The following is a 26619-nucleotide window of genomic DNA, read 5'->3' as shown; positions in this document are numbered from 1 at the left end:
ACTAATGGAGTTAACAACATGACATCGATAAAAAATAATATTGCCCCAGGTGTAATTACCGGCGACGAAGTTCAACAACTTTTTGCCTATGCAAAAGCCAATGCTTTTGCATTGCCAGCTGTAAATGTTACAGGAAGCAATACTATTAATGCTGTGTTAGAAACCGCTAGTGAAATTAACTCACCAGCCATCATTCAATTTTCTGGCAGTGGTGCAGCATTTTATGCTGGTAAAGGATTAAATAACGATAATTTACGTGCTTCTATTGCGGGTGCGGTAGCTGGTGCTAAGCATGTTCATGAATTAGCTCCACTTTATGGTGCACGTGTGATGACTCATACCGATCATGCCGCCAGAAAATGGTTGCCTTGGATTGATGGCTTGCTTGACGCAGGCGAAGCTTATTTTAAGCAACACGGTAAGCCGTTGTTTACTTCACACATGATTGATTTGTCTGAAGAGCCACTCGAAGAGAATATTGAAACGTGTAAGCGCTACCTTGAGCGCATGAACCGTATGGGCATGACGTTGGAAATAGAGTTAGGCATTACCGGTGGTGAAGAAGACGGAGTCGATCATTCTGACGTAGATAGCTCACGTTTATACACCCAACCTGAAGAAGTCGCTTATGCATACAAAGAATTAGGTGAAGTGAGTAACAAGTTTACTGTTGCGGCTGCCTTTGGCAATGTGCATGGTGTTTATAGTCCAGGTAACGTTGAATTACGTCCTACTATCTTAAAAGATTCACAACAATATATTCAGAAAAAATTTGCTACGGGTGAGCAACCGGTCGATTTTGTTTTTCATGGTGGCTCAGGCTCAAGTGCTGCAGACATTAAAGAGGCGATTGGTTACGGCGTAATAAAAATGAATGTCGATACTGATTTACAATGGGCATTTTGGAATGGTGTAAGAGAGTACTCTGCTGAAAAACATGCCTTTCTACAAAGCCAAATTGGCAACCCTGACGGTGAGCATAAACCTAATAAAGGAAATTATGACCCGAGAGTTTGGCTTAGACATGCTGAACAGTCATTTAAAGAGCGCTTAGTTTTGATCTGTAAAGATTTAAATAATATCAACTCGTTAGGTTAAGGTGACATAAATTGCATCAGTACATAAATATATTTAACGACTTTAGCCACGTACAGCAAAGTGAGATATTATTTTGAAAGCCAATGATGACATAGCACTGCGATTACTCGCGAGTGAATACCCGTCAATAGCTTCTGTAACCGATGCAATAAGTAAACTCGAAGGTGAATTGGACCTGCCAAAAGGAACAGAGCATTTTGTTTCTGATTTACATGGCGAGTATGAGTCTTTTTGTCATGTTATTAAAAATGGCTCAGGTTCAATCGCCCAGTTAATTAGTCAATTGTTTCACAAGCAATTAAGTGCTGATGAGCAGCACCAATTAACGGCGTTAGTTTGTTACCCAGAAGAAGTACTTTCGTTTAATAGCGAAGGCAGTGACCAAGATGCAAAATGTTCAATGCAGTCACTGGTAAATTTGGTGCTAATTTGTCGTAAATATAGTCAAGTGTATGCGCGTTCAAAAATTCTAGCATTACTGCCTGATACCTTTACTAAAGAAATAGCAACGCTAATATACGAGCCACAATCGGACATGGGTTTGTCTGAGAGCGGCCATACGACTCAAGACAACTTAGATACTCCTTCAAACAATACTATCTCAGACAATATTATCTCAGACAATATTCTCACAGACAATATTCTCACAGACATTGTTAGCTCAGATCAGACTAAAGCATTTACTTTTGCCGTTGCAGAATTGATTCAAAAGCTAGCAATATCAAAGCTGCATGTTGTTGGTGATATTTATGACCGTGGTCCAGGTGCTCACCACATCATGGATATGCTAATGAAATATCATAGCGTTGACGTGCAATGGGGCAACCATGATATTTTATGGATGGGGGCTGCTGCAGGTAGTGAAGCATGTATTGCCACCGCGATTAGGATTGCGTTGCGCTATACCGACCTTGAAACACTACAAAGTGGTTATGGTATTAATTTACTGCCACTTGCTGCTCTTGCCGTTGAACTTTATGGTGATGACCCTTGTGAACAATTTCAGCCTAAAGTACCTGAAGATCAGACGTTAGAGAATAATGAACGTGGTTTATTAGCGCAAATGCAAAAAGCGATAGCGATAATACAATTGAAACTTGAAGGTCAAATCGTCAAAAGACGCCCGCAATATCAAATGGATGATCGTTTGTTACTCGACAAGATTGATCATGCTGCAGGTACGGTTAGTATTAACAAGGTTTCTTATGCATTAATTGATCAACATTTTCCTACCATTTCGGCTGATGACCCGTATACCCTGAGCAAAGCAGAACAAGTTGTTATTGAACAACTAAAACAGGCATTTTTGAATAGTAAGCATTTACAGAAGCATACACGTTTTCTTTATAGTCATGGTGCAATGTATCATGTTAGCAATGACCATTTGTTATTTCACGGCTGCGTAGCGATGAATGATGATGGTTCGTTTAAATCATTTAAGGTCGCAGGCGAAGAGTTTTCAGGAAAGGCATTTGTCGACAGAGTAGATACACTGGCAAGACAAGGCTACTTTGCACCTGATGGGTCAACAGAGAAAACTTATGGCGAAGATGCCATGTGGTACTTATGGTGTGGTGAACAATCGCCTTTATTTGGTAAACAAAGAATGGCGACCTTTGAGCGCTATTTTATTGCTGATAAAGCCGTACATTCAGAAGGTCGTAATGCTTATTATGACTTGCGTAACGAAGCAGAGTCAGCGAAAAAAATATTGCACGAATTTGGTGTTAACTCTGATGACGGACGCATTGTAAATGGCCATGTTCCCGTAAAGGTTAAAAAAGGCGAAAGTCCGATTAAAGCCGATGGTAAGCTATTAGTGATTGATGGTGGTTTTGCGAAGGCTTATCGTGGAACAACAGGTATTGCTGGTTATACGCTAGTGTCTAACGCTGATGCATTATCATTAATAGCGCACAAACCGTTTGAGTCGATTGATAGCTATATAAAGCGTGGTCCTCAGGTTGATTTTGATATCGAATGTATCGAGACTATGACTCCTGCACTTAAAGTTAAAGACTGTGATGAAGGCATTGAAATCAATAAGAGCATTGTTGAGCTGAAAAATTTACTCAATGCTTATCAAAGTGGACAGCTTTAAAAGCTTTAACAGCAATAAAGTCTATTACTCTACAGATCTTACTAAGCGCTTAATAACCTCCAATCATCATTAAATACCTAACCTTTTTTATATGACATAAAAAAGGTTAAATACGAGACATTTACCGAAAGTCTATCTAACTAGAAGTTTTACTCCTATTATTTGAAAGCTTCAGCTGCATTTCTGCAAACTCCTGAGATTCAATGAGTGCCTCTATTAAATTCTTTTTCTTCAACAACACCTTACATATTTGTAGTCCTAAATAATTGCCAATGGAGGGGAATTCAGGAATATTTACAAATTGAATACCTTGATAAGGACTATTTTTAGACGATGAATTAACAGTACTCGCACGTACAATTTCATGAAAAACAAAGTCACTAAACGGAGCGCTGTTTTTATAATGTGGATTTTTATAGGTTGAATAGCGTGTGCCCGGGGGGATAGAGATCCAGTTACTTTGCTTAGCGACTTCATTTATGTATTTTTTCGATGTTGCCCATTCAATAAAATTTTGGGCATTATCATATGAACTTGATGAAGCCGGTATTGCTAGGGCCCAAGTCCATTGCCAGCTTGCCCCTTCAGCAGTCACTTCATAAGGCGCAGCTGCAAATCCGGTTTTATCGTGTACAGTAGAGTTTTTAGGATTAAACAAAGTACCCGCAGCTACGGTAGCATCGACCCATATCGCACATTTACCTTGGGAGAATAATTCAAGATTTTCTTGATACCCTAAAGTATTAGCGTTTATTGGACCATATTTTTGCATTAAATCTATGTAAAGAGATACTCCTGCTTGCCACTCTTTCGATGTTAATTGTGGTTGCCAACCTTGGTTAAACCACTTGCCACCATAGCCGTTAACAATGGTTGCTATTAAAGCAATATTTTCTCCCCAAGCTGGTTTTCCACGTAAGCATATGCCGTTTATACCTTTGTTTTTATTATTTAACTTTTTAGCCATCGCATAAATTTGAGACCATGTCGGTTGACTAGGCATGTTAATTTTTGCCGCTTCAAATAAGTCTTTACGATAGTATGTCATCGAGCTTTCTGCATAAAATGGTAATGCATAAAGTGTATTTTTATAACTTAAATCATCTTTAATTGAAGAAATAATATCAGAGACTTCATAATCGGGCTTTAGGTCTTTTATTGGATGTAACCAACCCTTTTCTGCCCAGAGCATGGCTTCGTATGCTCCTATAGTTATAATGTCAAATTCGCCCCCAGAAACCGCAAGATCACTCATTAATCGTAATCTTAATACCGACTCGTCTAGAACACGCCATTCTAGTTTTATATTAGGATGATGAGCCAGGTATTGATGAGATAATTCTTTCATCATTAACAGCTCTTTATTGTCAACGGTGGCTATTCTAATGGTGTTTTTATCATGTTGACTTTCAAACGCTAACAAGCCGTGCTTGTATAAAATTTTGCTCACTAATCCAGTTGCACTAATGTGTTTAAGCCCTTGATTAAATGCTGCTAAAATTTTCTCTGTTTCTGAGGCGTTGTGTTTATAAAACGCTAAATGTACACTTAAATAATCGCTGCTAGCAGGAACAAAATCTAATTGACCAATCAAATAAGGCAGTGTTTTTACAATTAAGTCAGACGCTGTGTGTTTATCTATAAGAACATAGTCTAGCCTTCCCACATCTAACATTTTCAGTAACTGTTCGAGACTATTTACTTCTACCATAATGGCGTTTTTAAATTCAGACTTTACTACTTTAAAAGTCGTGCCTCTTAGTACACCAATGTGCTTTGAATCGTATGATTTGAAAGCGGTATTACTTTTTTTCTTCAATAATCCTAACTGAATGCCGGGTAAGGGATCTGAAAGAGCATAGTTTTCAATTGATACTGTGTTTTCTATAACCGGAAAAACACCTAAATATTTTTTACTGTTTTTTATCGATTTGGCTCTAGCGGCAGGAAAATAAGATATTTTTATTTTGTTATTGGATTGCGCAAATGCCGAAGCAATAATTTCTACAATCGCACCTTCTTGTTCCAAGGATGCTCCTACATATGGCTCCATCTCATAACTCGCAAAATTTAATTCTTTACCGTATACCTTCTGAGTAAATATTGATAAGAAAAAAATAATGTAACTTAAGAATATAAAATGTGAACTACGCTTCATATATTTTCCTAAAATGAATAAGCCTAAATGAGCATTTAAGCGGCTAACTTATTGCATGTACTACTGACTATGAATCTCAACTTGTTGGTTTTAATTCGACATTGAGGAGGGACTTGCCAACTAAATAAGAAAAGTTGCTGTAAATTACTAAGGGAATAAAAGATGAGGTTTATGATTTTGATTGGAAAATACTTTTGCTGGGATTTTAATATACTGTTTCTATTTAATAAACTAGCGCGAAAATTAATTTCAGCTAAGTAGGTGTTGAAAGTATTAGCTGTATTGGTATTTTTCATTGGTTAAACTCCCTTTATATTGAACGATAAACCTTAGTTTAATTGACTGAGATTTAAAGTTCATACTGTAGAAAACAGGTCGCTGTTTTCAACCCTTTTAAATCATGACTTTATTTTATTGTAATATAACTACTATTATCACTTACTCTTGAGTATAGCGACGAATTCGTCATTAGCAAAAACTATATTTAGCTTTATGAACAATGTCTTACCCTGTGGTATTGCTAACGGATATTACTTTTTAAAATTTATGCTCTCTACCTAGATTTAGGTTAATTTAACACAAGGTTATGTGATATTTGAGGTTATCTAATTATCCATATTAATGACAATTTATTACTATTTTAATGCATTTTTTAACGAGGTATTGTGAGTGTTAATTTTGTTGGAAAGGTTAAGAGCACAGCCATTAATCTTATTTTTATTGTACTAGCTTACATATTTATAAATAGATAATTGGAGGGGTTAACAATCGATAGTATTGATGAACATTGATTGCGTCATGAAAATTAAATTAGCCCCTATAACAAATGAGTTACAGAGGCTAAAAGTTCTATTTACTTAGTGCTTAATTAACTGATGGTGCGTCTTTTACGGCAAATGTTAATCAAGCCTTTAGTTGAACCATCCATATTTAGCGGCATATCAATATTAGAAAGCTTACTAAATATTTCATTACCCAATGCTTTACCTAATTCTACACCCCATTGGTCAAATGAGTTTATTTGCCAGATCACACCTTGCACAAATACTTTATGTTCATATAAAGCAATCAGGCTACCCAAGGCTTTAGGGGTTAATTTTGGCATTAATAGGGTATTACTAGGTTTGTTACCTTTCATGACTTTATGAGATGACAAATAGCTTATTTCATCAGTGCTACATTTTGCTTTAGTCATGGCTGCAATCACTTGTTCTTGTGATTGACCTTCCATTAACGCTTGGCTTTGACCCAAGCAATTAGCAATGAGCATGTCATGATGATCTGAAATATCAACATGCGGGTTCAGTGGCAAAATAAAGTCGACAGGAATTGGCGTTTTACTTTGATGAATCAATTGATGAAATGAATGTTGCCCATTTGTACCTTCACTACCCCAAATAATTGGTCCTGTATCGTAATTAGTTTCGTGGTTATCTAAATTAACCGATTTGCCGTTACTTTCCATATCAAGCTGCTGTATGTAGGCAGGCAAGCCTCGTAAATAATGATAGTACGGCAATAATACTTGCGATTGAGCACCATGGAAGTTTCGATACCAAACACCTAGAAGCGCCATAATTACCGGCATATTTTCTTCATAAGGGGCTTGTCTAAAATGCTCGTCCATTTCAAATGCGCCATTTAAAAACGCTAAGTAATTATCATAGCCAATGCCTATGGCAAGCGGTAAACCAATGGCTGACCAAATAGAGTATCGACCACCGACCCAATCCCACATTGGAAATATATTTTTCTCGTTGATACCAAAGCTTTTCGCCGCTTTAATATTACTCGAAACGCAGGCAAAGTTATGTTCAATATCAGTAACTTTAGCTTGTTTTAAAAACCATTCTTTCGCCGATTCAGTGTTTCTCAGCGTTTCTTGAGTAGTTAATGTTTTTGATGAGGTGATCACTAAGGTGGTTTCTGGATCTAAAGTCGATAACACATCGTGAATATGACAACCGTCAACATTGGCAACGTAGTGCACATTTAAATGTTTTTGGCGGTAAGGCTTTAATGCCTCTGACATGATTTTAGGCCCTAAAAATGACCCACCAATACCAATAGCCACAATATCTGTAAAAGCTTTACCGCTATAACCTTTTGTAGCACCAGACGAAACATCATTAACAAAGGTTTTAATTTTTTCTAAGGTACCTTTAACCAATGGCATAATATTTTCGCCATCAACATAAACCGGCTCATCAGAAAAGTTACGCAAAGCGGTATGTAAAACAGGGCGGTTTTCAGTGGTATTAATTGGCGCACCAGAAAACATCTGCTCTATTTTTTCTTTAACACCACATTGCTCGGCCAAATCAACCAACAATTTTTTTGTTTCGGGTACTAAATGGTTTTTTGAGTAATCTAGGGTGAGCCCTGATGCTGTTATGGTGAATTTATCAAATCTTTCAGGGTCAATTCGAAACAAAGACTTTAAATGAATTGTTTTACTATCTAAGTAATGAATTTGTAAGTTTTGCCATGCCAGAGAATTAGTTAACATGTTTAATAAGCCTTATAAAATTTAAGTTTGTTTCAAAAAATAAATGAGTAGGTAACTAAAATAATTTATTTCAGTTTAGCTTTACGCGCAGCCAAGCTCATCTAATTTACTTAATACTTCTGCATGTGTTGGCGGTTGACAACCAATTTTAGACACATTGATTGACGCTGCAAGAGAACCATATTTTAATGCATATGCTAAGTGTTCTTTCTCAGCAGCAGGGGTTAGTGCATTATCTCGTAATAACTGAGCCAGCATGGATGAAAAGAAAGTATCTCCTGCACCTACAGTGTCACCCATAGGGACTGCTTTATAAACAGCCTGCTTAATATTTATATTTTCAGTAATGATATGAGCGCCAGCTTCACCTAATGTTAGCACTACCATTCCATTGGTCATATCTTTAAGCATATTACTTGCAAGTTCTTGAGGATCACCGACTAAATCTTGTAAAAGTAAATCTTCGTCACTGACCTTAACAATATCTGCGTAAGTAATTAATTGTGCAATAGCGCTAACATATTTAGCGTGATCAATTTCAACACCTTTGCGCACATTTACATCAATACTAATTTTTACACCTTTAGATTTCAATGCAGTCATTACAGGAATTAATACGTCAAGCATTTCAGGCACAAGCGCTAAAGAACCCGTATGAAAAAGGTCTAAATCTTCAGGTAAATTGCTTAATAATCTATCAGCACTTATATCTAAATCGGCTACAGATTTACGGTATAACCTATAATCAGGGTTACCTTGTTCATTTTTATAAACTAACGCTAAAGACGTGGCTTGAAAAGAGCGGTTATTCTGCGGCAAACGGATGTTTTCAATGGTTGCCGAATTGTAAATTTTATCCCCAAAGCTATCATTAGAGATTGGAGACAAGTAGTTGCAATCGAGCCCTTGTCTAGAAAAACTTCTTGCAACATTATAAGGTGATCCACCAATAAAAGGACGGTAATCGCCATTTTCTTGCTCAATCATATCAAATAGAGCTTCACCGAAAACCGCTACTTTAAATGTCATTTTAATTCCTTATTTTACGCGTTACTATTTTGTTATTAGTGGAGGTTAATTTTTAACTTTTGAAACAACATTAAATACAGTTAATACTAATCTATGCTCAGTAAACGTTCAGCTGTGTATTCATTCGTTATTAAACCATTAATTAATTTTGATCTAAGTGCGCCTAATATGGCAAATACTTTTTCTTCTCCAGCAGCAATGGCATATACCGCTTTATCGGAGTTTACTTTTAGCGGTGTACTGGCAACACGATCGTTAACGGCACAGTCAATTAAATTACCGTTGATATCTAAAACCCAACTAATTAATTCGCCGACTGCACCTTTAGTTTGTAATTCTTTTAGTTCTTCAGGGGTAACAAAACCGTCTATATGAAGTGGCGAGTTAATGGCTAAATTGCCAACGCCGACAAAAGTCACATCTGCTTGCGCGGCTAACTTTAAGTTACTCGCGATATAGTGTTGTGCGTGTAACTGTTCTTTTTCTTTTTTACTGCTTGGCAGTACAGGTAATGGCATTGGGTAATGTTTAGCGTTAATGTGCTCAGCCATTCTCATAACAACGTCATAGGACGAAGCAGAGCCATCCATTGCCATGTTACCCAGCAATGCGACTATTTGGTGTTGCTCACAATTCAATAACGCGAGTTCTTCCACACAAGCACGTAAAACACGACCAGTGCCCATTGCGATTACTTTAGGCTCTGGCGATTTTAAATGTAACTCTATTTCACTCGCACCGGCTTGGGCTAGGCCGAGTGTTGAAGAAGACTCACCGTCAGCGCTTGGCACAACAATACAAGATTTCAGTCCAAATCGCTGTTTAATTTTAACTTGTAGATCCATGCACTTAGCAATAGGGTGCTCAAGCCTTACTTTTATCAAGCCTTCGCTTACCGATAAGGCAACCATACGTTGTGCAGACTGGCGTGAAACATTGAGTTTTTTCGCTATTTGCTCTTGTGTATGCCCAGCAACGTAATACAACCAGCCAGCTTTAGCTGCGTCGTCTAGCTTTCTGATTTCTGCATTAGATCTTTTTAACACCGTCTACTTCTCCGTTCCAATTGATGAACTAAGTGAAGGTACTTGCTCAAATAACTGGTTCCAATGTCCTATTGTACTAACATCGTCAGGTATTTGAGTAGTAATATCTCTATTTTTCAAGTGACTAGCACCCACATATCGTATGACATGCATTTTGGCCGCTAATCCAGCACGGATACCTGCGTTTGAATCTTCAATCACTAAACAGTTTTCAGGCGCTACGCCCATTTTGTTTGCAGCATGTAAAAATAAATCGGGTGCTGGTTTGCCATTTTTTACTTCAGATGAGGTAAATACACGACCATCGAAATACTGATCAAGTTTGGTGTAATATAATGAATGTTTGACTTTTTCAGGGCTACCACTAGTTGCAACACAACTTTTGACGTTAAGTTGAGATAATAGCCACTCTAATTGTTCGGTTTTTTGCAGTTCTTGGGCAAAAGTCTCTATCAATGCTTCACGATAACGTTGTCGAAACTCACTTGTTAGCGTTACACCATAGTCAGTTAAAACCTTAGCGGTAACATGTTCGAAATTAAAACCTAAGAAGTTAGTAAGGAAATACTCTTCTGACGCCACAACACTTAGCTCATTGAGCATGCTAAGTAATACACGTTGACTGAGTATTTCACTGTCTACCAATACACCGTCGCAATCAAAGATGACCAAATTTATAGCATTACTGCTTGATAAAGGCTTAGATTTAGTCATCTTTGTACTTCCTATTGTGTTGTTATTTTAAATAGTGCTTTAGAGTAGCAAGAGTACCCACATCCCAAAGCATTTCCAACCAAAAGGTAAAGTTTTTTGCAAAGTTATCGTTATTACCAAGATTTCCAAATATATCATTCATTTGTAGAAATATTGACGCATTGTCTTTAGCTAAAGTGGCTTGTGTTATTAACCTTGCTGATTGCGGATCATCAAGCGTAAAATCACTTTCAGTATTACCGCCTTCAAAACAAAGACGGCACCATAAAGCAACCACAAGTGCGAGGCCTTTACAGTCTCTATTACTTGCTATGTTAGCCGCTATAATTGGCAAGATAAACTTTGGTAAACGGTTTGATGCATCTTGGCAAAGCCTAGGCACAGTATCGCGTACTTCCGGATTAGCGAATCTTGATTCTATTATCGCAAAGTATTCGTCAAAGCTAACACCAGGTACGGGTGCAAGCGTTGGAATAACTTCTTCACTTACTAACTTTTTAAGGTATTGACTGATCATTGGATCAGCCATTACATCATGTACAAACAAAATACCTAATAGTGCCGCAGGATAGGCAATAGATGCATGTCCGCCATTTAGAATTCTCAATTTCATTAATTCAAATGGGGCTACATCTTTGACAAACTCTACGCCGACGTCCTCTAAAGGAGGGCGACCATTGACAAAATTGTCTTCTAGTACCCATTGTCTAAAAGGTTCACAAAAAACTGGCGCTTGGTCTTCAATATCAAACAATGTTTTTAAACGTTCACGCTCTTGTGCTGATGTCGCTGGCGTAATGCAGTCAACCATTGAGTTGGGAAACGTAACATTTTTGCTGATCCAATTTGCTAATTCAGGGTCAATGGCCTTGGCCATTTCATTAACAGCACGTTGTGTAACATCACCATTGTGTGGAATATTGTCACAAGACATCACCGTGAAAGGCTTAATTTTTTTCGTGCGACGGTTTTTAAGTGCCGCAATAATTAAACCAAATACCGTAGAAGGGGAGTCGACATTAGCAATGTCGGCTTGAATTTCTGGATGAGCCAGGTTAAATGCACCTGTTTTATCATCCATAAAGTAACCACCTTCAGTAATGGTTAAAGATACAATACGAATTTCGCTTTCACTGAGCGCAGCAACTAAGGTAGCTGCATCATTTTCAATAAAATCGGTCATCGCTGCAGTTACCTGAGCGGTAAGATTTTTATCATCTAATTCAACAACGGTAGTTAACCAGTCTTGTTGTATTAGTTTATCGCGCATAGCGGCATCGTATGACTTGATACCGGCACCACGAATGGCCCAATCGTGAGCTACTCCGGTGTTGAATAATTTATGCATGTACATCGCTTGATGCGCACGATGAAAATTACCGACACCGATGTGAATGATCCCAGGTGATAGAGATTCTCTGCTGTAGTTAGGTTTTTTAACCTTACTTGGCAGCGTATCAAGGGTAAGATTGTTTAGCTTAATTGACATAGGTATTTGCTCTTAGTTTCCAACAGGCTATATAGAAATAATGCTAGCGTGTGCTTGTGGCAAAGTGACACCAGCGGCATCAAAATGAAGCATTTTGTTGTCCATAGCACTTAGGAAAATTTTGTCGCCATAAACAAAAGGACAATCACCACCGGCTTTAACGGTGAAGGTGCCGCTGCCTTCAATATGCACATGTAAAAAGGTTTCTGATCCAAGGTGTTCAATTACACCCACTTTACCTGCCCACATGCCTTCTTCTGTTGAAATGTTAAGATGCTCAGGTCTTATGCCTAAGCTGCAAGTTGGGTCACCATCTACCGGGTCAATATCGATAAAATTCATTTTTGGTGAACCAATAAATCCAGCAACAAACTTATTAACAGGGGTGTTATAAAGCTCTAACGGGCTGCCAACTTGTTCGATTATCCCAGCATTAAATACCGCAATACGATCGGCCATTGTCATTGCTTCAACCTGATCATGTGTTACATAAATCATGGTTGTTGCTAGTGTTTTATGTAGCTCAGAAATCTCTAAACGCATATTAACGCGCAAAGACGCATCAAGATTAGACAAAGGTTCATCAAATAAAAATGCAGAAGGCTGACGTACAATGGCGCGACCTATGGCAACACGTTGGCGTTGGCCACCTGATAATTGCCCAGGTTTACGCTCTAGGTAATCAGACAAGTTGAGTATTTTTGCCACATTAGCAATTTTGCTTTCAATTTCTTCTTTGCTCACTTTTGCACGCTTTAATGGAAAAGCGATATTGTTGCGCACCGACATATGCGGGTACAAAGCATAAGATTGAAATACCATAGCTAAACCTCGTTTAGCTGGGGTGTAGCTGTAGCATCTTCGCCATCAATTTCTATGTTGCCGCTTGTGGTGTCTTCTAAGCCTGCAATCATTCTTAATAATGTTGATTTACCACAACCTGATGGACCAACAAATACGATAAACTCGCCGTCTTTAATTTCTAGATCAATTGGCTTAATTACGCTTACATCACCGAAATCTTTAGTTACTTGCTTTAAATTAATACTACCCATTTTCAAATCTCCTATTTAACTGCGCCGAAACTTAATCCACGCACTAATTGTTTTTGACTAAACCAACCAAGTATTAAAATTGGCACAATGGCCATTGCTGACGCTGCAGACAACTTGGCATAAAATAAGCCTTCTGGGCTTGAATAACTGGCGATAAATGCGGTTAGCGGCGCTGCATCTGCGGCGGTTAGAATGAGGGTCCAAAAAGCTTCATTCCACGCTAAAATTACATTTAACAATAATGTTGAAGCGATACCGGGTAAGGCTATCGGTAACAGAACATATAATATTTCTTCGCCGATAGTTGCGCCGTCCATTCTTGACGCTTCCAGTACTTCACTTGGGATCTCTCTAAAGTAGGTATATAGCATCCACACCATGATAGGTAAGTTGATTAAGGTCATCACAATCACCAAACCTATTTTAGTATCGAGTAAACCAAAATTACGGAACAACAAGTAAATTGGAATAAGCACACCTACTGGCGGTAACATTTTGGTTGAAAGCATCCACATTAATAAGTTTTTAGTGCGCTTAGTTTGGACAAATGCCATCGACCAAGCGGCTGGAACGGCAATTAACAATCCTAAAATACTTGAACCCAATGAAATCACGATAGAATTCCAAAAATGGTTAAAGTAAGGAGAGCGTGCTAACACGTCCTCATAGTTTTCTAATGTCCAGTCAAACATGAATAAACTTGGGCTAGAAGATATAGCTTCGGCTTCTGTTTTAAAGCTGGTGATCAAGGTCCATAATATTGGAAAAAATATTAAGCTACTGATTGTCCAAGCTAAAAAGGTATAAATTAATTTTGATTTATGACTCTTATTTATCGACATAACTTAATTCTCCAAGTTCTTACCAATTAATCGCATTAAGAATATTGCAACTATATTGGCGATAATAACGGCAACAATGCCACCTGCTGAACCACCACCTACATCGAACTGTAGTAATGATTGTGTGTAAATTAGATAGGTAATATTGGTTGACTCATAACCTGGTCCACCGCTAGTCGTTACTAGAATTTCAGCGAAAATAGACAGTAAAAATATAGTTTCTATTAAAATTACCGCGGTAATTGCTCGACCTAAATGAGGCATAACGATGTAATAGAACTTACTGAATGGTCCAGCACCATCTAAATCTGCTGCTTCAAGTTGCTCACGATCTAATGATTGAATTGAAGTCAGTAATATTAGCGCTGCAAAAGGTAACCACTGCCATGAAACAATGATAATAATTGACAATAATGGTATTTGAGCAAAGAAATCTATTGGGGTAACGCCAATCCAATCGGCAAAATGAGCGAATAAACCATTAACAGGGTTCATCAACATATTTTTCCACACGAGAGCCGAAACAGTCGGCATAACGAAAAATGGCGCCAGTACCATAATACGGACATAGTTACGTCCCCATATAGCTTGATCAAGCAATATTGCTAAACCAATACCACCGCCTAGGGTGATCAATAAAACACCACCAACAAGTAAGATTGTATTAAAAAATGAAGTAAGAAATGCTGGGTCTGTTAGGAAAAATTCATAGTTTAAAAATCCGATGAATTCATTATTTCCGGGCGTAAGCAAATTGTAATCTAAAAACGAAAAATACAATGTCATGCATAACGGCACCAACATCCAAGCCAACAGCAAAACTACTGAAGGAAATAACATTAACCGAGCGAGTGTGCGTGAGTTTGTTGTCGCCATCACAGAGACCTTTTAAAAGTAAGTAATTGGGTAAGCACTTGCGGCTTACCCACCAATAACCAATGAACTATTTCGGATAACGTGCTTTTCTCATTGCACGTTCAACTAGGCGTTGAGAAGTTTCTAACGCTTCTTTCACTGTCATTGTTCCAGTTAATGCTGCAGAGAACTGTTGTCCAACTGCTGTTCCTATTCCTTGAAACTCTGGGATAGCAACAAACTGCACACCGACATAAGGAACCGGTTTTACGGTTGGGTTTTTAGGGTCTGCTGATTGAATTGAATCTAAAGTAATTTGTGCAAAAGGAGCTGCAGCCATATATTCAGGATTTTTATAAAGTGAAGCTCTTGTTCCTGGAGGAACATTTACCCAACCTTTTTTGTCTGCTACTAATTCAGTGTATTCTTTAGACGTTGCCCAACTAATAAACTTCATTGCAGCGTCAGACTTCTTACTACTTGCAGGTACGGCTAAAGTCCAAGCCCATAACCAGTTACCACGTTTACCTAAATTATTATGAGGGGCTAAAGCAAAACCTACTTTATCAGCGACTAAAGAGTCTTCTTTGTTAGTAACAAATGCACCAGCAACGGTTGCATCAATCCAAATACCACATTTACCTGTTTGGAATAGCGCTAAGTTTTCATTGAAACCGTTTGCTGAAGAGCCTGGAGGACCCGATTCTTCCATAATATCGACATAGTATTGTAATGTGTCATGCCACTCTTGCGTGTCAAACTGTGGTTTCCAGTTTTCATCGTACCAGCGAGCACCGAATGAGTTAGACATAGCGGTAATAAGTGCGATGTTTTCACCCCAACCTGCTTTACCACGTAAACAAATACCGTAAATGCCTTCTTCTTTATCCGTCATTGCTTTTGCTGCTTTGCGAATAAAATCCCAAGTTGGGCTTTTAGGCATTTTAAGACCGGCTTTTTCGATAAGGTCAGTGCGGTACATTACCATTGAGCTTTCACCATAAAATGGTGCAGCAAATAGTTTATTATCAAAGGTTAAACCACTGCTAATTGCAGGGAGTAAATCTTTTATGTCATAGTTAGCGCCTAATTTATCAAGCTCTGTTAACCAACCCTGTTTTCCCCAAATTGGTACTTCATATGTACCTATGGTCATTACATCATATTGCCCACCGCGTGTAGCAACATCAGTTGTCACACGTTGGCGAAGAATATTTTCTTCTAGTGTTACCCATTTCAGTTCAATGCTCGGGTTTTTGTCAGTAAAATCACTACTAAGTTCTTTCATGGTGATCATGTCACCATTGTTTACCGTAGCGATAGTGATTGTTTCTGCTGAAACAGCAGCGCTCATGGTCATAACGCCGCAAGCCAACATAATTAATCTGTTCATCATCTGGTATTCCCCATATTCAAAATTAATGTCTCACTTAAGGGTGATAAATGAGACTGTTATTGTATTTTTAATTTTTTTTAGTCTAGGTAGACTGGAGCCGCATTACAATGCTAAGCCCCTTACTTACTAAGTTAAATTAGCCAACTTAAGTTGGCAGATAACTTAAAACTTAACCGATATTTCTGACGTAAATCCGTCAAAACCTGTACCGATTTGACCGCCTGAGTTAACACCTTCTTCTTGATCAACATATTCAAACTTTAATAATGTTTTGTCATTGAACCAGTAACCAGCGGCTACTTGAATACGCTCTACATTGTTGTCAGTTTGTGCAATTAAATCTGAAGTGTTTTCAGCATCAGAGTAACGAGCTGCTACATAGAATTTGTTAGGAATAATGTAGTGTTGTGCTTCAATGGTATAGTACTCAACAGAAGTATCACCTTTAATTACGGTATTTGAATCAAAGGTTGTTCCGTTAGCATCAGCAACGCCATTATCGCCGAAGTATGTAACACCCGCTACTGCATTACCTGCAGCATCTGCGAAAGTGTAATCATCAGTTGATTTACCAACCATTAAAATAACACTGGTATCAGGGGTAGGTTGATATGCTAAGTTTAACTGAATAATAGATTGTTCTAGTCCAGGCATTACGCCTACATGTGTATCACGTTCGCTAGAAGGGCCAGCAGAGAAGTTGTAGTTTTCACCATCACCAAAGCGGTAATTAGTTGTTGTTACACCAGCCAAGCTTGCTACGCCGTTTTCAAAGCGTAATTGATCGCCTTGATTAGCTTGGAAATAATTTAAACCTACTTTAAAGCCACCTTCAAATTCAAGCGTACCTTGAATACGGTAATTGAAACCACGATCTTCTTGGAAAGCTTCGCCAAAACTTGAAGTAGTAATATGACCTGCAACATTGTAGCCACGGATAGTACCGCTATCATAAGACTCGCTGTAGCTTAATTGCATGCCATTTTCTGCTGTTGCATAGTCAGTGATACCGTTACCAATTAAGGCATTACCTTGGTTATCAGCGCCATCTTGAAAACCTTTAAATTGGAAAGGAGCTGCACCAATGTTACCTAAACGGAGTGTTAGGTTTGCGTTTTCACGTGCTTGACCGCTTAGGCCAAGTAATTCAAATTCGATACCTGCAAAATCTTGGTGAAAGGCAAAATCTCGGTCACCGTTGTTACCGAAATCATTTGGCTCTTCTGCAATGTCGACATCGGCTACGATATGCTCGTTGATGTGAAACTTAAGTTGTAAGTTTACTCTTAAACGACCAAAGCCAGAAGATTGTTCTTCATCAACAGGACGAAAAGCTCCTTCTTTTGCTTGAATTGATTGGTAATTTTGTAATGCTAAAAAGTTAACTTCTGCAAGACCATCTAGAAATTCAGCAGATTGCACGTATGCAGGCGATGATGCTGCCATTACCGCTGCAGCAAGCATACCTAGTTTACCAAATTTCGATGTTGACTTGTTGTTAAGAGCTTTGTGTGTTTTTGAGTTAGACATGTATATTTCCCCTTTCTACCTAATGGCAGAGTTAGTTTTTTTATACCTCATTCAAACTAAAGTATGAATAAGAGCAAAGTATGAATATTTTATATTTTATTAATAATTCTACTGCTTTTACATTGTTTCTATTGATTGGCATAAAGTCCGGTTAGGGCAATTGCTCAATGCATGGTCATATTCCCACGAGGAGTTTTTGTCGTCAACCAGTTTGTTCGAAAAATATGCGGTATATTTGAATTAAATTTTATATTTGTTTTTATTCAGACAGTTATAGTGTTCATTTATTTTCAATTAAACAGATTTATTGTTTTACATAGTTAATATGATGTTAATAGAGGCTTTCTTATATAATAAAAACGTATAAAATTTTAAATTTCACAGTCAAAAATACATAAAGTTACTTGGCATCTCTGGCTGTGATATAAATATATTAAATATAAGTATAGACAGTGATTATTAGCGGATTATAAAAAATTTATTAAGTTAAAATTTGCCAATGTAAATTGTAATAATTTAACAATAGCGAATTAGAATATGAGCAATATGATGTTTGTTTTTGTACCGATTAAAATTACATAAGACTAATAAAATCATGAAAGCCTTCGGCAAGTGTTTTTACATCTTTGGGATAAAATTTTACATGCGGCATTTCAGACATATCAATGTATTCAACACTTATTGGTGACTGTATTTTTATTAACTCTTTACTTGCGGGATGGGGTTTTTGAAATAAACGCAGCAGATCAACTTTAAAGTTAATAACCCCCTTTGTTGTCATGATTTTATTAGGTATGTCAAAATTGAGCTCGGTATAACTTTCGTCGAAGCCAATATGGTAGACCAATGGAAGTTGGCTGTTATCTATTGTTAACGTACCTTCTAATAACAAAAATTTATAACCGACTTGCCAGTTCCAGGCCATTCTACTGTTTGGGTCTAGATCACCTGAAAACATAAGTGAGCCATTTGCTTTTGGGTCTATACCAACACCAAATGTTAATTGTTTAAGGTTACTAATTTCTATTTTTGGGATAACAATTTGGTCGAAAGTCTTATTCCCGTCAAATCTAACAAGATGATAGCTTTCTTGTTCCGTAAGGCTTTTAGCCGGAAAGCTTAGGCGAATATTACTAATGAATAACTGAAAGTCTCTGATTGAAAATTCGCCATTACCACCGGGGTTTTTATAGCTTTGAGTGTTCAGCACCAAAGGTTTATTGCCAACAAAGGGGTGAAAGCGCAAAGTTAAGTCTTGTGGAGAAGGGCGAAGCCAAACTGAAATCACCACTAATACAAGTGCTAGCATTAATAGGCTAAAAAACACTTTGCTCTTATTAATTTTGCTGTTGTTAGATTTAGTCATCACTATTCTCGGCGATAAAAGGGTTTGAAAAAGCACGGTTAGCTAAGAATTCTTCATCAGTTAACGTATGTAAAAATGCAATAATGGCGGTTACTTCATCATCATTGAGGTTTAAGCTAATATGATCGTTTTGTGTTTTTGGAATATTATCTGCTTCAATAATTAATGGGCTGAGCGTTTTACTGCGCTTAATGCCGCCATTATAATGCGCTAAAACCTCATGCAAAGTAGCAAAACGGCCATCATGCATATATGGAGATGTAACCGCTATATTGCGTAATGTGGGGGCTTTGAATAAGCCTCGATGCGCTTCATTTTGCGTTAACGTAAATAAGCCAGGTTGTAATGTTTGATCATTATCTAAGCCATTATTGCTAAAGCCATCAAACATAGTGCCAAAGCCGCTGGTGAGAAATTGGCTATGACAATCAATGCAATTTCCCCCACGTAATACCACTTTAGTATCAGGATGGGCCATAAAAAGCTTACGACCTTGTTCTTCTATGGCGGTTAGAGATATTTCGCCACGTAAATATTGGTCGTATCGTGAATTAGCTGAAATCAACGTTCGCTGAAAGCTTGCTAGCGCTTTCGCTATATTTTGTGCACTTATATTTCCAAAAGCTTGTTTAAATAGCTTTTTGTAGGTCTCATCATTATTTAAATCAACGATCAGTGTTTCGATATTACACGCCATTTCATCATGGTGTGTAATGGGAATAATTGCTTGTTCTTCAAGAGATGAAGCACGACCATCCCAGAAAAAATGCTTGGGTCCCCACATTAAATTCACTAAGCTCATAGAGTTGAAAGCAAGAGTAGTTCCTGACACGCCTACGGATGTTTTTAAACCGTCAGTAAAGGCAAGTGCTTGCTTATGGCAGGTCGCGCAAGACACTTTCTTGTTGCTAGACAATATTGGATCATAAAAAAGCCTTCTGCCAAGTAGTACTGATTCTTGGGTTAAAGGATTACTTTCTGGCACGGTAAAACGGCCAAAAATAAAAGGTGCCGTGAATTCGACAAGGTGAGTGGTCGGCTTTTTATTTTGTAAGTTGTAAATAGTTGCCGCTATAAATAGAAAAGCGATGGCGACAACTATTGCGGTGATTTTCATGACAATTAATGATGATGCGTAAAGCCTGAGCCAAATAATGCTTCAATATTATCGATACCTTTTTTGTACTTTTCTTTGAAGTTTATTTCGCCCAATCGCTCGCCCGTAACAAGATCATGTACGGTGACCGAGTGGTGATTTAGTTTCACCAGAAAATCTATGTCGGTGGGGTCATTGTCTTTAGCGTCACCTAAATTTAATAAATTGTTTTGTACGGCAATGAGCTTGCGACCGGCTGCGGTTTTATAAAATATCATGTGATGCGCACCGCTTTCTGCCTTTATATCTTCGCCTGAAGATACTAAATTGGGTAACTGTTTTAAATCGTAGCGTTTAACTATACCGGGCACGCCATGACTGATAAATAATTCATCTTCATTACCATAAAACTCTAACGGTACTGCTGTACCTGCTGTGGCTCCGTCATATAACTTTTCTGGCGTATTAAACGTTTTAGTTTTCTCGTTATAAGGCACTTTCCAAGTCTCAAAACCGAATAAAGTATTAACCAAAATAGCTGGCTCCACCCCTTCGACAATACTGGGACGAACAAAAAGCACTTCGACAGGCGATGAAGGGAAGCCCACAGGCTTGGCATCTTCAATAACAATAGTTTCGATTGGTTTTAAAGTATTTAAATCGATAATGGTTATGGAATTACCAACTTCTGTGGCAATGGCTGGGTGAGTAGAAGATGTGACTACCATTCTATCCCCATAAGCTGAAATGCCATGTGGGAACATGATATAAGGCTGACCTGCTTCTACTTGAGACTTTCTTGCTTCAATAATTTTAATGACTTCATTCGTTTGGGCATTGAATACGCCGACCGTACCTGCGTCAATTTGAGTTAAATCAGAGCCGCCCATAAAGGTAACGAACATCGTTAGCTCACCATTGACGTTATGCCACATAATATCTTCTCCAACATTTTGTCCGTTGGTGTTTAAGCATTCAAAATTACTAATTATCGGCTCAGCTTTTGCGTTTCTGACCAAGTCAATTTCAGCTAAGCTACATTGAGAGCCCAGCCCCGTGGCATACAAACGTCCGTTAGGGCTGTAATAAAGGTGGTGCATAGGTGCATCAAGTTTGGGGAGTGGGTAGTCATAAAGTATATTGCCAAAATTGGCCGAGTCGGGATCCATATCAATAATAGCGATGCTATCGGAAGTACCTAAGGTTGGCAGACCACTAAGTAATACCATTGCTTGAGTTTCTTCAATATTAATAGCATCATTTTGTGTAGTTGTTTGTTCTTTAGTCGCTTTACTACTCGTTTCAGTTTTATCAATTGTTGCAGTACTCGATGTTTTGCTGGCATCGCCACAACCACTGAATAAGACTATAGCTAAGGCAATTAATATAACTTTGCTCATGATAATGTCCCTTGAGTTATTTGTTTGTATTATATTTTTGAACAAACTCATAAAAACAGATAAACATTACTCCATACCCCTTAATACAATTGAATACTGCAATTAAACGTATTTCTGTTTTTCTAATACTATCTATGTTCTTGTAAATTAGATGTCGTAATTTCATCTATAGTGATGAAACCGTAGTTACAACCCATAAGTTTAGTTGAAATCATGGGTATCACAAATTGTTGTTATTTAAATTTTAGCCCTGAAGCGTCTGATCATTTGAGTATCTTCATGATAAACTTCACCCTAAATTAGAACTAAAAGGATGAGTGATGCATTTTGTTATCGTTGGCTGTGGTGCTGTTGGTGGTTATTTTGGTGGCCGCTTAGCGCAGCACGGTGAAAATGTTACGTTTGTTGCCCGGGGCGAGCAATTTAAAACCATGCAAACATCGGGATTGATGATCAAGAGTATAGAAGGTGATGTTCAGCTAAATAATGTTAATGTGGTTGATGGCGAAAGCTTAACGATTAATAGTTTAGCAACACCTGCCGATGTTATATTTATCTGCGTAAAGTCTTATCAATTAAATACAGCTATTGCACAAATAAAACCATTAATCGTAAATAATACCCGCGTAATACCTTTGTTAAATGGTGTTAATGCTGCTGATATAACGCAGGCTCAGGGCATCCCACGTGAAAATATTATTGGCGGTTTAGCAAAAATTATTGCTGAAAAATCGGCTACGGGTGTGATCAATCATACCGGCGCAAAACCTCATATCACTTTAGGTGCTTTTATTAATAAACCCATAGTAGATAATACGGCTTTAAAAATGAATGAGCAGGGTGCTGCCTTGCAAGCTGATGAAACTGAACGGCTTAGTGCAATAGCTAAACGCTTAAAATTAGCAGGTATTAGTGTCGGGGTAACGAGTGATATAGAACTGGCATTGTGGCGAAAGTACATACTTGTTGCTGCCTGGGGAGCTTTAGCCTCAGCGAGAAAATTGAATTTAGGCGAAATTCGTTCACAAAGTCATATCGCATTTTTATTAGAGCGTATTGTTAATGAATATGCAGATATTGCTCGAAAATCTGGCGTAAACCTTGGCGATAAACATATTAAAGAAACATTGAGCTTTTTATCACGCTTACCCGACAGTAGTGAAACCTCAATGCAACGAGACTTGGCAGCGGGGAATAACTCCGAATTTGATGTACTCGTTGCTTATCCAATGATGCTAGTAAAAGAATTTAATTTATCAGCCCCAGTGTTAACGCAGTGTTATCAGAAAATTACTGAAGGTTAGATAGAGTAAAAGATGATTGCAGGCAAAACGTGTCAAGTACAATTAAAGATAAAAAATTTATAATAAATAACAAAATCGCTAACGCTAGCCCTTCAGAGGGCGTGAAATTTATGCTATTGTATCGCGAATTTTTATCGTATAAATTAAGTGAAGATTAAATAATGTCTGAAAATAAATTTGAAACAATTGAACAACGCGTAAGCTATGGCGTAGGTCGTCAACTAGGTGACCAACTTCGTAACAACCCTTTTAAAGACTTTGACGTATCAGCTGTACAAGCTGGTTTAGCAGATGCTATTGCAAATGCTGACAGCCAAGTATCTGATGAAGATTTAAATGAAGCATTTGGTATTGTATCTAAAAAAATGCAAGAACTAGAGCAAGCTGAAGCTAAAGTTAAAGCAGCTGAAGGCGAAGAGTTTTTAGTTGAAAATGCAAAACGTGATGAAGTAACAACAACTGAATCAGGTTTGCAGTACGAAGTAATCGCAACGGGTGAAGGCGAAACGCCAACTGCTGCAAGCACAGTACGCGTGCATTACCATGGTACATTCATCAATGGTGATATTTTTGATAGCTCTGTTGAACGTGGCCAACCTGCTGAATTTCCAGTAGGCGGTGTTATTGCTGGTTGGACTGAAGCATTACAATTAATGACTGAAGGTTCGAAATGGCGTTTATACGTACCTTACGGTTTAGCTTACGGTGAGCGTGGCTCTCAAGGTGCAATTCCTCCGTACGCAACCTTGATATTCGACGTTGAGTTGTTATCAGTTGTTAGCTAAATAAGATTTTTTTAAAAGCCCTCAGTTGAGGGCTTTTTTATAAGCTTAATTAATCAAATTGGTTTAACCAAGTTTGAGTTATACCCAGTAGGTATTAAGTAACCAATGCAAAAAACAGTTATCGAAAAATTATTTCAACGTTATATCGCGGCGTTTCATCAGCAGAATATGGCAGAAACACAACAGTGTTATCAACTGCCATGTACTTTGCATACACCTGATAAAGTTGTTTTAATTGATAACGAAGAAGCCTTCAAACGAGAATTCATAGATATATTTACTGTACTCAGTCATGCAGAGATAAAACATTTCATCCCATTAAAATCGAGTTTTAGTGTGTTAAAAGACGATTTAGTACTGGCTTGTATTGATTGGCAGTTTATTGACTCTAAAGATGAAGTTTTTACCGATTTCTCTGCTTTTTATCATTTGCTTTTAAAAGAAGGCCAATGGCGAATATTTAATGTAGTGTCACAAGAGCTTAGTCAATCAATTGATTTAAATACCCCTTTTAACATTGCTTATAAGTCAGCTTATAGCATTAGCGTTTAGGAATACGTTTTCATGAAAGTAAAAGTAGCTATTTTAGGTTGTAGCGGGCGTATGGGCCGCAATTTAATTCAGGCAGCAATAGAGCATAAATCTGTTGAGCTTGTTGGTGGTAGTGTTCGAGTTGGTTCTTCATTCGAAAATTTTGATTTGGGCGAAATAGCGGGTATTGGCGCTATTGGCAAAAAAACAACCACAGATTATCAAACATTATTAGCGGCAGATGTGTTAATTGATTTTACCTCAATTGAAGCTACGCTAGAGCACATTAACTGGTGCAAGCAACACAATAAAGCGCTTGTTATTGGTACCACAGGTTTTTCAGATCAACAAGTAGAGACGATTAAGGATGCCGGTAAGAGCATACCGGTTGTTTTGGCTCCAAATACCAGTGTTGGCGTTAACTTATTGTTTAAGTTACTTGAGATTACGGCTAAAGCGATTGGTAGCTATACTGATATAGAAATTTTTGAAGCGCACCACAGATTTAAGAAAGATGCACCGTCGGGCACGGCTGTGAAAATGGGCCAAGTTATTGCTGATACCTTAGGACGTGACCTTAATGAGGTAGCCGTATATGGCAGAGAAGGTATTACGGAAGAGCGCAGCCGAGAAACAATAGGTTTTGCAACGGTTCGCGCTGGCGATATTGTTGGTGAACATACTGCATACTTTGCTGATATTGGTGAACGATTAGAGTTAACCCATAAAGCAAGCTCACGCATGACATTTGCTTTAGGCGCTATGCGCGCTGCTTTTTGGTTAAGTGAAGCCAATAACGGCTTTTATGACATGCAAGACGTACTAGGTTTAAAAGATTAGATAAATTACTTTAATTAATATAAACCTGACTAAATGGTTAGTATTTACGGGTGGTTTTTAGAGTAAAGTGTTGTTTTTGAGGTCTTTGTATCAATTACGTCAAAAACAGAGAGTTTTTTACAATTATTACTAGACGAAAGAAGCTTACAAGCGTAAAATAAGTGGATTTTGTCAAAAATTTACAGTTCATGACGTTCATGAGTAAAGTTTTGGCAATTTTTGTACGTATCGCTTTTATCATTAATGGTTAAGTTATTAGTTGTTTGACCATTAATTTTCTTTCTTCTTAACGGAGGTTACATTGACTAAATCTGCCATTTTAGTGCTTGAAGACGGCACTGTATTTAAGGGCACCGCTATCGGTGCAGAAGGGGCGTCTGTTGGTGAAGTAGTTTTTAATACTTCAATGACTGGCTACCAAGAAATTCTGACTGATCCCTCTTATGCAGAGCAAATTGTTACCCTTACTTATCCACACATAGGTAACACAGGTACCAATAGTGAAGATGAAGAATCTAACACTATTTGGGCAAAAGGTTTAGTAATTCGTGACTTACCATTATTAGCAAGTAACTTTCGCAACGAGCAAAGTTTAGGCGACTACTTAAAAGCAAAGAATATCTTAGGTATTGCCGATATAGACACCCGCAAACTTACGCGTATTTTACGTGAAAAAGGCGCGCAGAACGGTTGTATTATCGCCGGTGATATTACTGATGCAAGTGTTGAAGCTGCTAAAGCGTTATCTCAAGCGCAAGCATTTCCAGGCCTTAAAGGTATGGACTTAGCTAAAGTTGTTTCAACTAAAGAATCATACCAATGGACAGAAGGCAGTTGGCAGCTAGGAAAAGGCCATATTACACCTGAAAAATCAGAGTTTCATGTGGTTGCCTACGATTTCGGTGCTAAACGTAATATTTTACGTATGTTAGTAGACCGTGGTTGTAAACTTACCGTAGTACCTGCACAAACGTCGGCTGAAGAAGTATTAGCGATGAACCCTGATGGCATTTTCTTATCAAATGGTCCAGGTGATCCAGAACCTTGTGACTATGCTATTACGGCAATTAAAAAATTCTTAACAACAGATATCCCTGTATTTGGTATTTGTTTAGGTCATCAATTGTTAGCGTTAGCCAGTGGTGCTAAAACCATTAAAATGAAGTTTGGACACCATGGTGGAAATCACCCAGTAAAAGACTTTGAGCGCAATGTTGTGATGATCACCGCTCAGAACCATGGTTTTGCTGTTGATGAAGATAACTTACCTGAAAATTTAAAAGTGACGCACTCATCATTATTTGATGGTTCTATTCAGGGTATTCATCGTACAGACAAACCAGCATTCAGTTTCCAAGGCCATCCTGAAGCGAGCCCAGGACCAGCAGATGCTGCACCATTGTTCGATCATTTTATCGATTTAATCGTTGCTTCGAAAAAAGCTTAGCCCTTAGACAAGAGAAGAGAGAATAGAA

At 38.0% G+C, this 26619-nt stretch carries 20 protein-coding genes and 1 pseudogene; 7 read left to right on the top strand and 14 right to left on the bottom strand.

Annotated features, from left to right (window positions below; genetic code table 11):
- The first annotated feature begins 18 nt into the window (after positions 1–18).
- A complete protein-coding gene (gene fbaA, locus DBO93_RS12115) occupies positions 19–1098 on the top strand; it encodes a class II fructose-bisphosphate aldolase (RefSeq protein ID WP_204100621.1) in 1080 nt (359 codons plus the stop codon).
- Between the two features lie 73 nt (positions 1099–1171).
- Positions 1172–3199 (top strand): fructose-1,6-bisphosphatase, encoded by a 2028-nt coding sequence (locus DBO93_RS12110; RefSeq protein ID WP_204100620.1) that lies wholly within the window; start codon positions 1172–1174, stop codon positions 3197–3199.
- 136 nt (positions 3200–3335) lie between these two features.
- Here DBO93_RS12110 and DBO93_RS12105 read toward each other — a convergent pair whose 3' ends face one another.
- The 14 genes and pseudogenes from DBO93_RS12105 to DBO93_RS12040 form a co-directional block, all read right to left on the bottom strand.
- Positions 3336–5357 (bottom strand): extracellular solute-binding protein, encoded by a 2022-nt coding sequence (locus DBO93_RS12105; RefSeq protein ID WP_108456579.1) that lies wholly within the window; start codon positions 5355–5357, stop codon positions 3336–3338.
- Positions 5358–6225: 868 nt separating this feature from the next.
- On the bottom strand, positions 6226–7866 hold the full coding sequence (gene pgi, locus DBO93_RS12100) for a glucose-6-phosphate isomerase (RefSeq protein WP_108456578.1): 1641 nt from the start codon (positions 7864–7866) through the stop codon (positions 6226–6228).
- Between the two features lie 81 nt (positions 7867–7947).
- Positions 7948–8895 (bottom strand): PfkB family carbohydrate kinase, encoded by a 948-nt coding sequence (locus tag DBO93_RS12095; RefSeq protein ID WP_108456577.1) that lies wholly within the window; start codon positions 8893–8895, stop codon positions 7948–7950.
- An 86-nt stretch (positions 8896–8981) separates the two neighbouring features.
- Positions 8982–9941 carry a sugar-binding transcriptional regulator gene (locus DBO93_RS12090; protein ID WP_108456576.1) on the bottom strand — a complete coding sequence of 320 codons (960 nt, stop codon included), beginning with the start codon at positions 9939–9941 and terminating at the stop codon, positions 8982–8984.
- Between the two features lie 3 nt (positions 9942–9944).
- Entirely contained in the window at positions 9945–10655 is a 711-nt protein-coding gene (locus tag DBO93_RS12085; protein ID WP_108456575.1) for an HAD family hydrolase, read from the bottom strand.
- 22 nt (positions 10656–10677) lie between these two features.
- Positions 10678–12144, bottom strand: a complete 1467-nt coding sequence (locus DBO93_RS12080) for a mannitol dehydrogenase family protein (RefSeq protein WP_108456574.1) — start codon at positions 12142–12144, stop codon at positions 10678–10680.
- Positions 12145–12171: 27 nt separating this feature from the next.
- Positions 12172–13199: pseudogene (locus tag DBO93_RS12075) on the bottom strand (ABC transporter ATP-binding protein).
- An 11-nt stretch (positions 13200–13210) separates the two neighbouring features.
- Complete coding sequence (locus DBO93_RS12070; protein ID WP_081149847.1) at positions 13211–14041, bottom strand: carbohydrate ABC transporter permease; 831 nt, start codon at positions 14039–14041, stop codon at positions 13211–13213.
- Positions 14042–14044: 3 nt separating this feature from the next.
- Entirely contained in the window at positions 14045–14917 is an 873-nt protein-coding gene (locus tag DBO93_RS12065; RefSeq protein WP_108456573.1) for a sugar ABC transporter permease, read from the bottom strand.
- 67 nt (positions 14918–14984) lie between these two features.
- Positions 14985–16292: a sugar ABC transporter substrate-binding protein gene (locus DBO93_RS12060; RefSeq protein WP_108456572.1), complete on the bottom strand. Its 1308-nt coding sequence runs from the start codon at positions 16290–16292 to the stop codon at positions 14985–14987.
- Positions 16293–16454: 162 nt separating this feature from the next.
- On the bottom strand, positions 16455–17822 hold the full coding sequence (locus tag DBO93_RS12055) for a hypothetical protein (RefSeq protein WP_108456571.1): 1368 nt from the start codon (positions 17820–17822) through the stop codon (positions 16455–16457).
- A 574-nt stretch (positions 17823–18396) separates the two neighbouring features.
- Positions 18397–19188 (bottom strand): MbnP family protein, encoded by a 792-nt coding sequence (locus tag DBO93_RS12050; protein ID WP_108456570.1) that lies wholly within the window; start codon positions 19186–19188, stop codon positions 18397–18399.
- A complete protein-coding gene (locus tag DBO93_RS12045) occupies positions 19181–20305 on the bottom strand; it encodes a cytochrome c peroxidase (protein WP_108456569.1) in 1125 nt (374 codons plus the stop codon). The genes DBO93_RS12050 and DBO93_RS12045 overlap by 8 nt, the downstream gene beginning before the upstream one ends.
- Before the next feature lie 5 nt (positions 20306–20310).
- Positions 20311–21684 (bottom strand): hypothetical protein, encoded by a 1374-nt coding sequence (locus DBO93_RS12040; RefSeq protein WP_108456568.1) that lies wholly within the window; start codon positions 21682–21684, stop codon positions 20311–20313.
- A gap of 320 nt (positions 21685–22004) precedes the next feature.
- Between DBO93_RS12040 and DBO93_RS12035 the strand changes: the two genes are divergently transcribed.
- The 5 genes from DBO93_RS12035 to carA all read left to right on the top strand — a co-directional run bounded on the left by DBO93_RS12035 (position 22005) and on the right by carA (position 26591).
- Positions 22005–22988, top strand: a complete 984-nt coding sequence (locus DBO93_RS12035) for a 2-dehydropantoate 2-reductase (RefSeq protein ID WP_108456567.1) — start codon at positions 22005–22007, stop codon at positions 22986–22988.
- 161 nt (positions 22989–23149) lie between these two features.
- Positions 23150–23773: an FKBP-type peptidyl-prolyl cis-trans isomerase gene (locus tag DBO93_RS12030; RefSeq protein WP_108456566.1), complete on the top strand. Its 624-nt coding sequence runs from the start codon at positions 23150–23152 to the stop codon at positions 23771–23773.
- Positions 23774–23878: 105 nt separating this feature from the next.
- Entirely contained in the window at positions 23879–24325 is a 447-nt protein-coding gene (locus DBO93_RS12025; protein ID WP_108456565.1) for a hypothetical protein, read from the top strand.
- Positions 24326–24337: 12 nt separating this feature from the next.
- Positions 24338–25144 carry a 4-hydroxy-tetrahydrodipicolinate reductase gene (gene dapB / locus DBO93_RS12020; RefSeq protein ID WP_108456564.1) on the top strand — a complete coding sequence of 269 codons (807 nt, stop codon included), beginning with the start codon at positions 24338–24340 and terminating at the stop codon, positions 25142–25144.
- 301 nt (positions 25145–25445) lie between these two features.
- Positions 25446–26591 carry a glutamine-hydrolyzing carbamoyl-phosphate synthase small subunit gene (gene carA / locus DBO93_RS12015; protein WP_108456563.1) on the top strand — a complete coding sequence of 382 codons (1146 nt, stop codon included), beginning with the start codon at positions 25446–25448 and terminating at the stop codon, positions 26589–26591.
- Positions 26592–26619 lie beyond the last annotated feature (28 nt).

The sequence above is a fragment of the Colwellia sp. Arc7-D genome (genome assembly GCF_003061515.1).
Lineage (GTDB): Bacteria > Pseudomonadota > Gammaproteobacteria > Enterobacterales > Alteromonadaceae > Cognaticolwellia.
Note: the sequence above shows the minus strand (reverse complement) of the source record. Positions and strands in the feature narration are given on the sequence as shown.

Bases quoted from the DNA above. Each gene is read 5' to 3' on its own strand.
- DBO93_RS12095 (WP_108456577.1), bottom strand. From the start codon at position 8,895: ATGACATTTAAAGTAGCGGTTTTCGGTGAAGCTCTATTTGATATGATT.
- DBO93_RS12045 (WP_108456569.1), bottom strand. From the start codon at position 20,305: ATGAAAATCACCGCAATAGTTGTCGCCATCGCTTTTCTATTTATAGCG.
- DBO93_RS12065 (WP_108456573.1), bottom strand. From the start codon at position 14,917: ATGGCGACAACAAACTCACGCACACTCGCTCGGTTAATGTTATTTCCT.
- DBO93_RS12070 (WP_081149847.1), bottom strand. From the start codon at position 14,041: ATGTCGATAAATAAGAGTCATAAATCAAAATTAATTTATACCTTTTTA.
- fbaA (WP_204100621.1), top strand. From the start codon at position 19: ATGACATCGATAAAAAATAATATTGCCCCAGGTGTAATTACCGGCGAC.
- DBO93_RS12055 (WP_108456571.1), bottom strand. From the start codon at position 17,822: ATGTCTAACTCAAAAACACACAAAGCTCTTAACAACAAGTCAACATCG.
- DBO93_RS12085 (WP_108456575.1), bottom strand. From the start codon at position 10,655: ATGACTAAATCTAAGCCTTTATCAAGCAGTAATGCTATAAATTTGGTC.
- DBO93_RS12080 (WP_108456574.1), bottom strand. From the start codon at position 12,144: ATGTCAATTAAGCTAAACAATCTTACCCTTGATACGCTGCCAAGTAAG.
- pgi (WP_108456578.1), bottom strand. From the start codon at position 7,866: ATGTTAACTAATTCTCTGGCATGGCAAAACTTACAAATTCATTACTTA.
- dapB (WP_108456564.1), top strand. From the start codon at position 24,338: ATGAAAGTAAAAGTAGCTATTTTAGGTTGTAGCGGGCGTATGGGCCGC.
- DBO93_RS12060 (WP_108456572.1), bottom strand. From the start codon at position 16,292: ATGATGAACAGATTAATTATGTTGGCTTGCGGCGTTATGACCATGAGC.
- DBO93_RS12035 (WP_108456567.1), top strand. From the start codon at position 22,005: ATGCATTTTGTTATCGTTGGCTGTGGTGCTGTTGGTGGTTATTTTGGT.
- DBO93_RS12030 (WP_108456566.1), top strand. From the start codon at position 23,150: ATGTCTGAAAATAAATTTGAAACAATTGAACAACGCGTAAGCTATGGC.
- DBO93_RS12040 (WP_108456568.1), bottom strand. From the start codon at position 21,684: ATGAGCAAAGTTATATTAATTGCCTTAGCTATAGTCTTATTCAGTGGT.
- DBO93_RS12050 (WP_108456570.1), bottom strand. From the start codon at position 19,188: ATGACTAAATCTAACAACAGCAAAATTAATAAGAGCAAAGTGTTTTTT.
- DBO93_RS12105 (WP_108456579.1), bottom strand. From the start codon at position 5,357: ATGAAGCGTAGTTCACATTTTATATTCTTAAGTTACATTATTTTTTTC.
- DBO93_RS12025 (WP_108456565.1), top strand. From the start codon at position 23,879: ATGCAAAAAACAGTTATCGAAAAATTATTTCAACGTTATATCGCGGCG.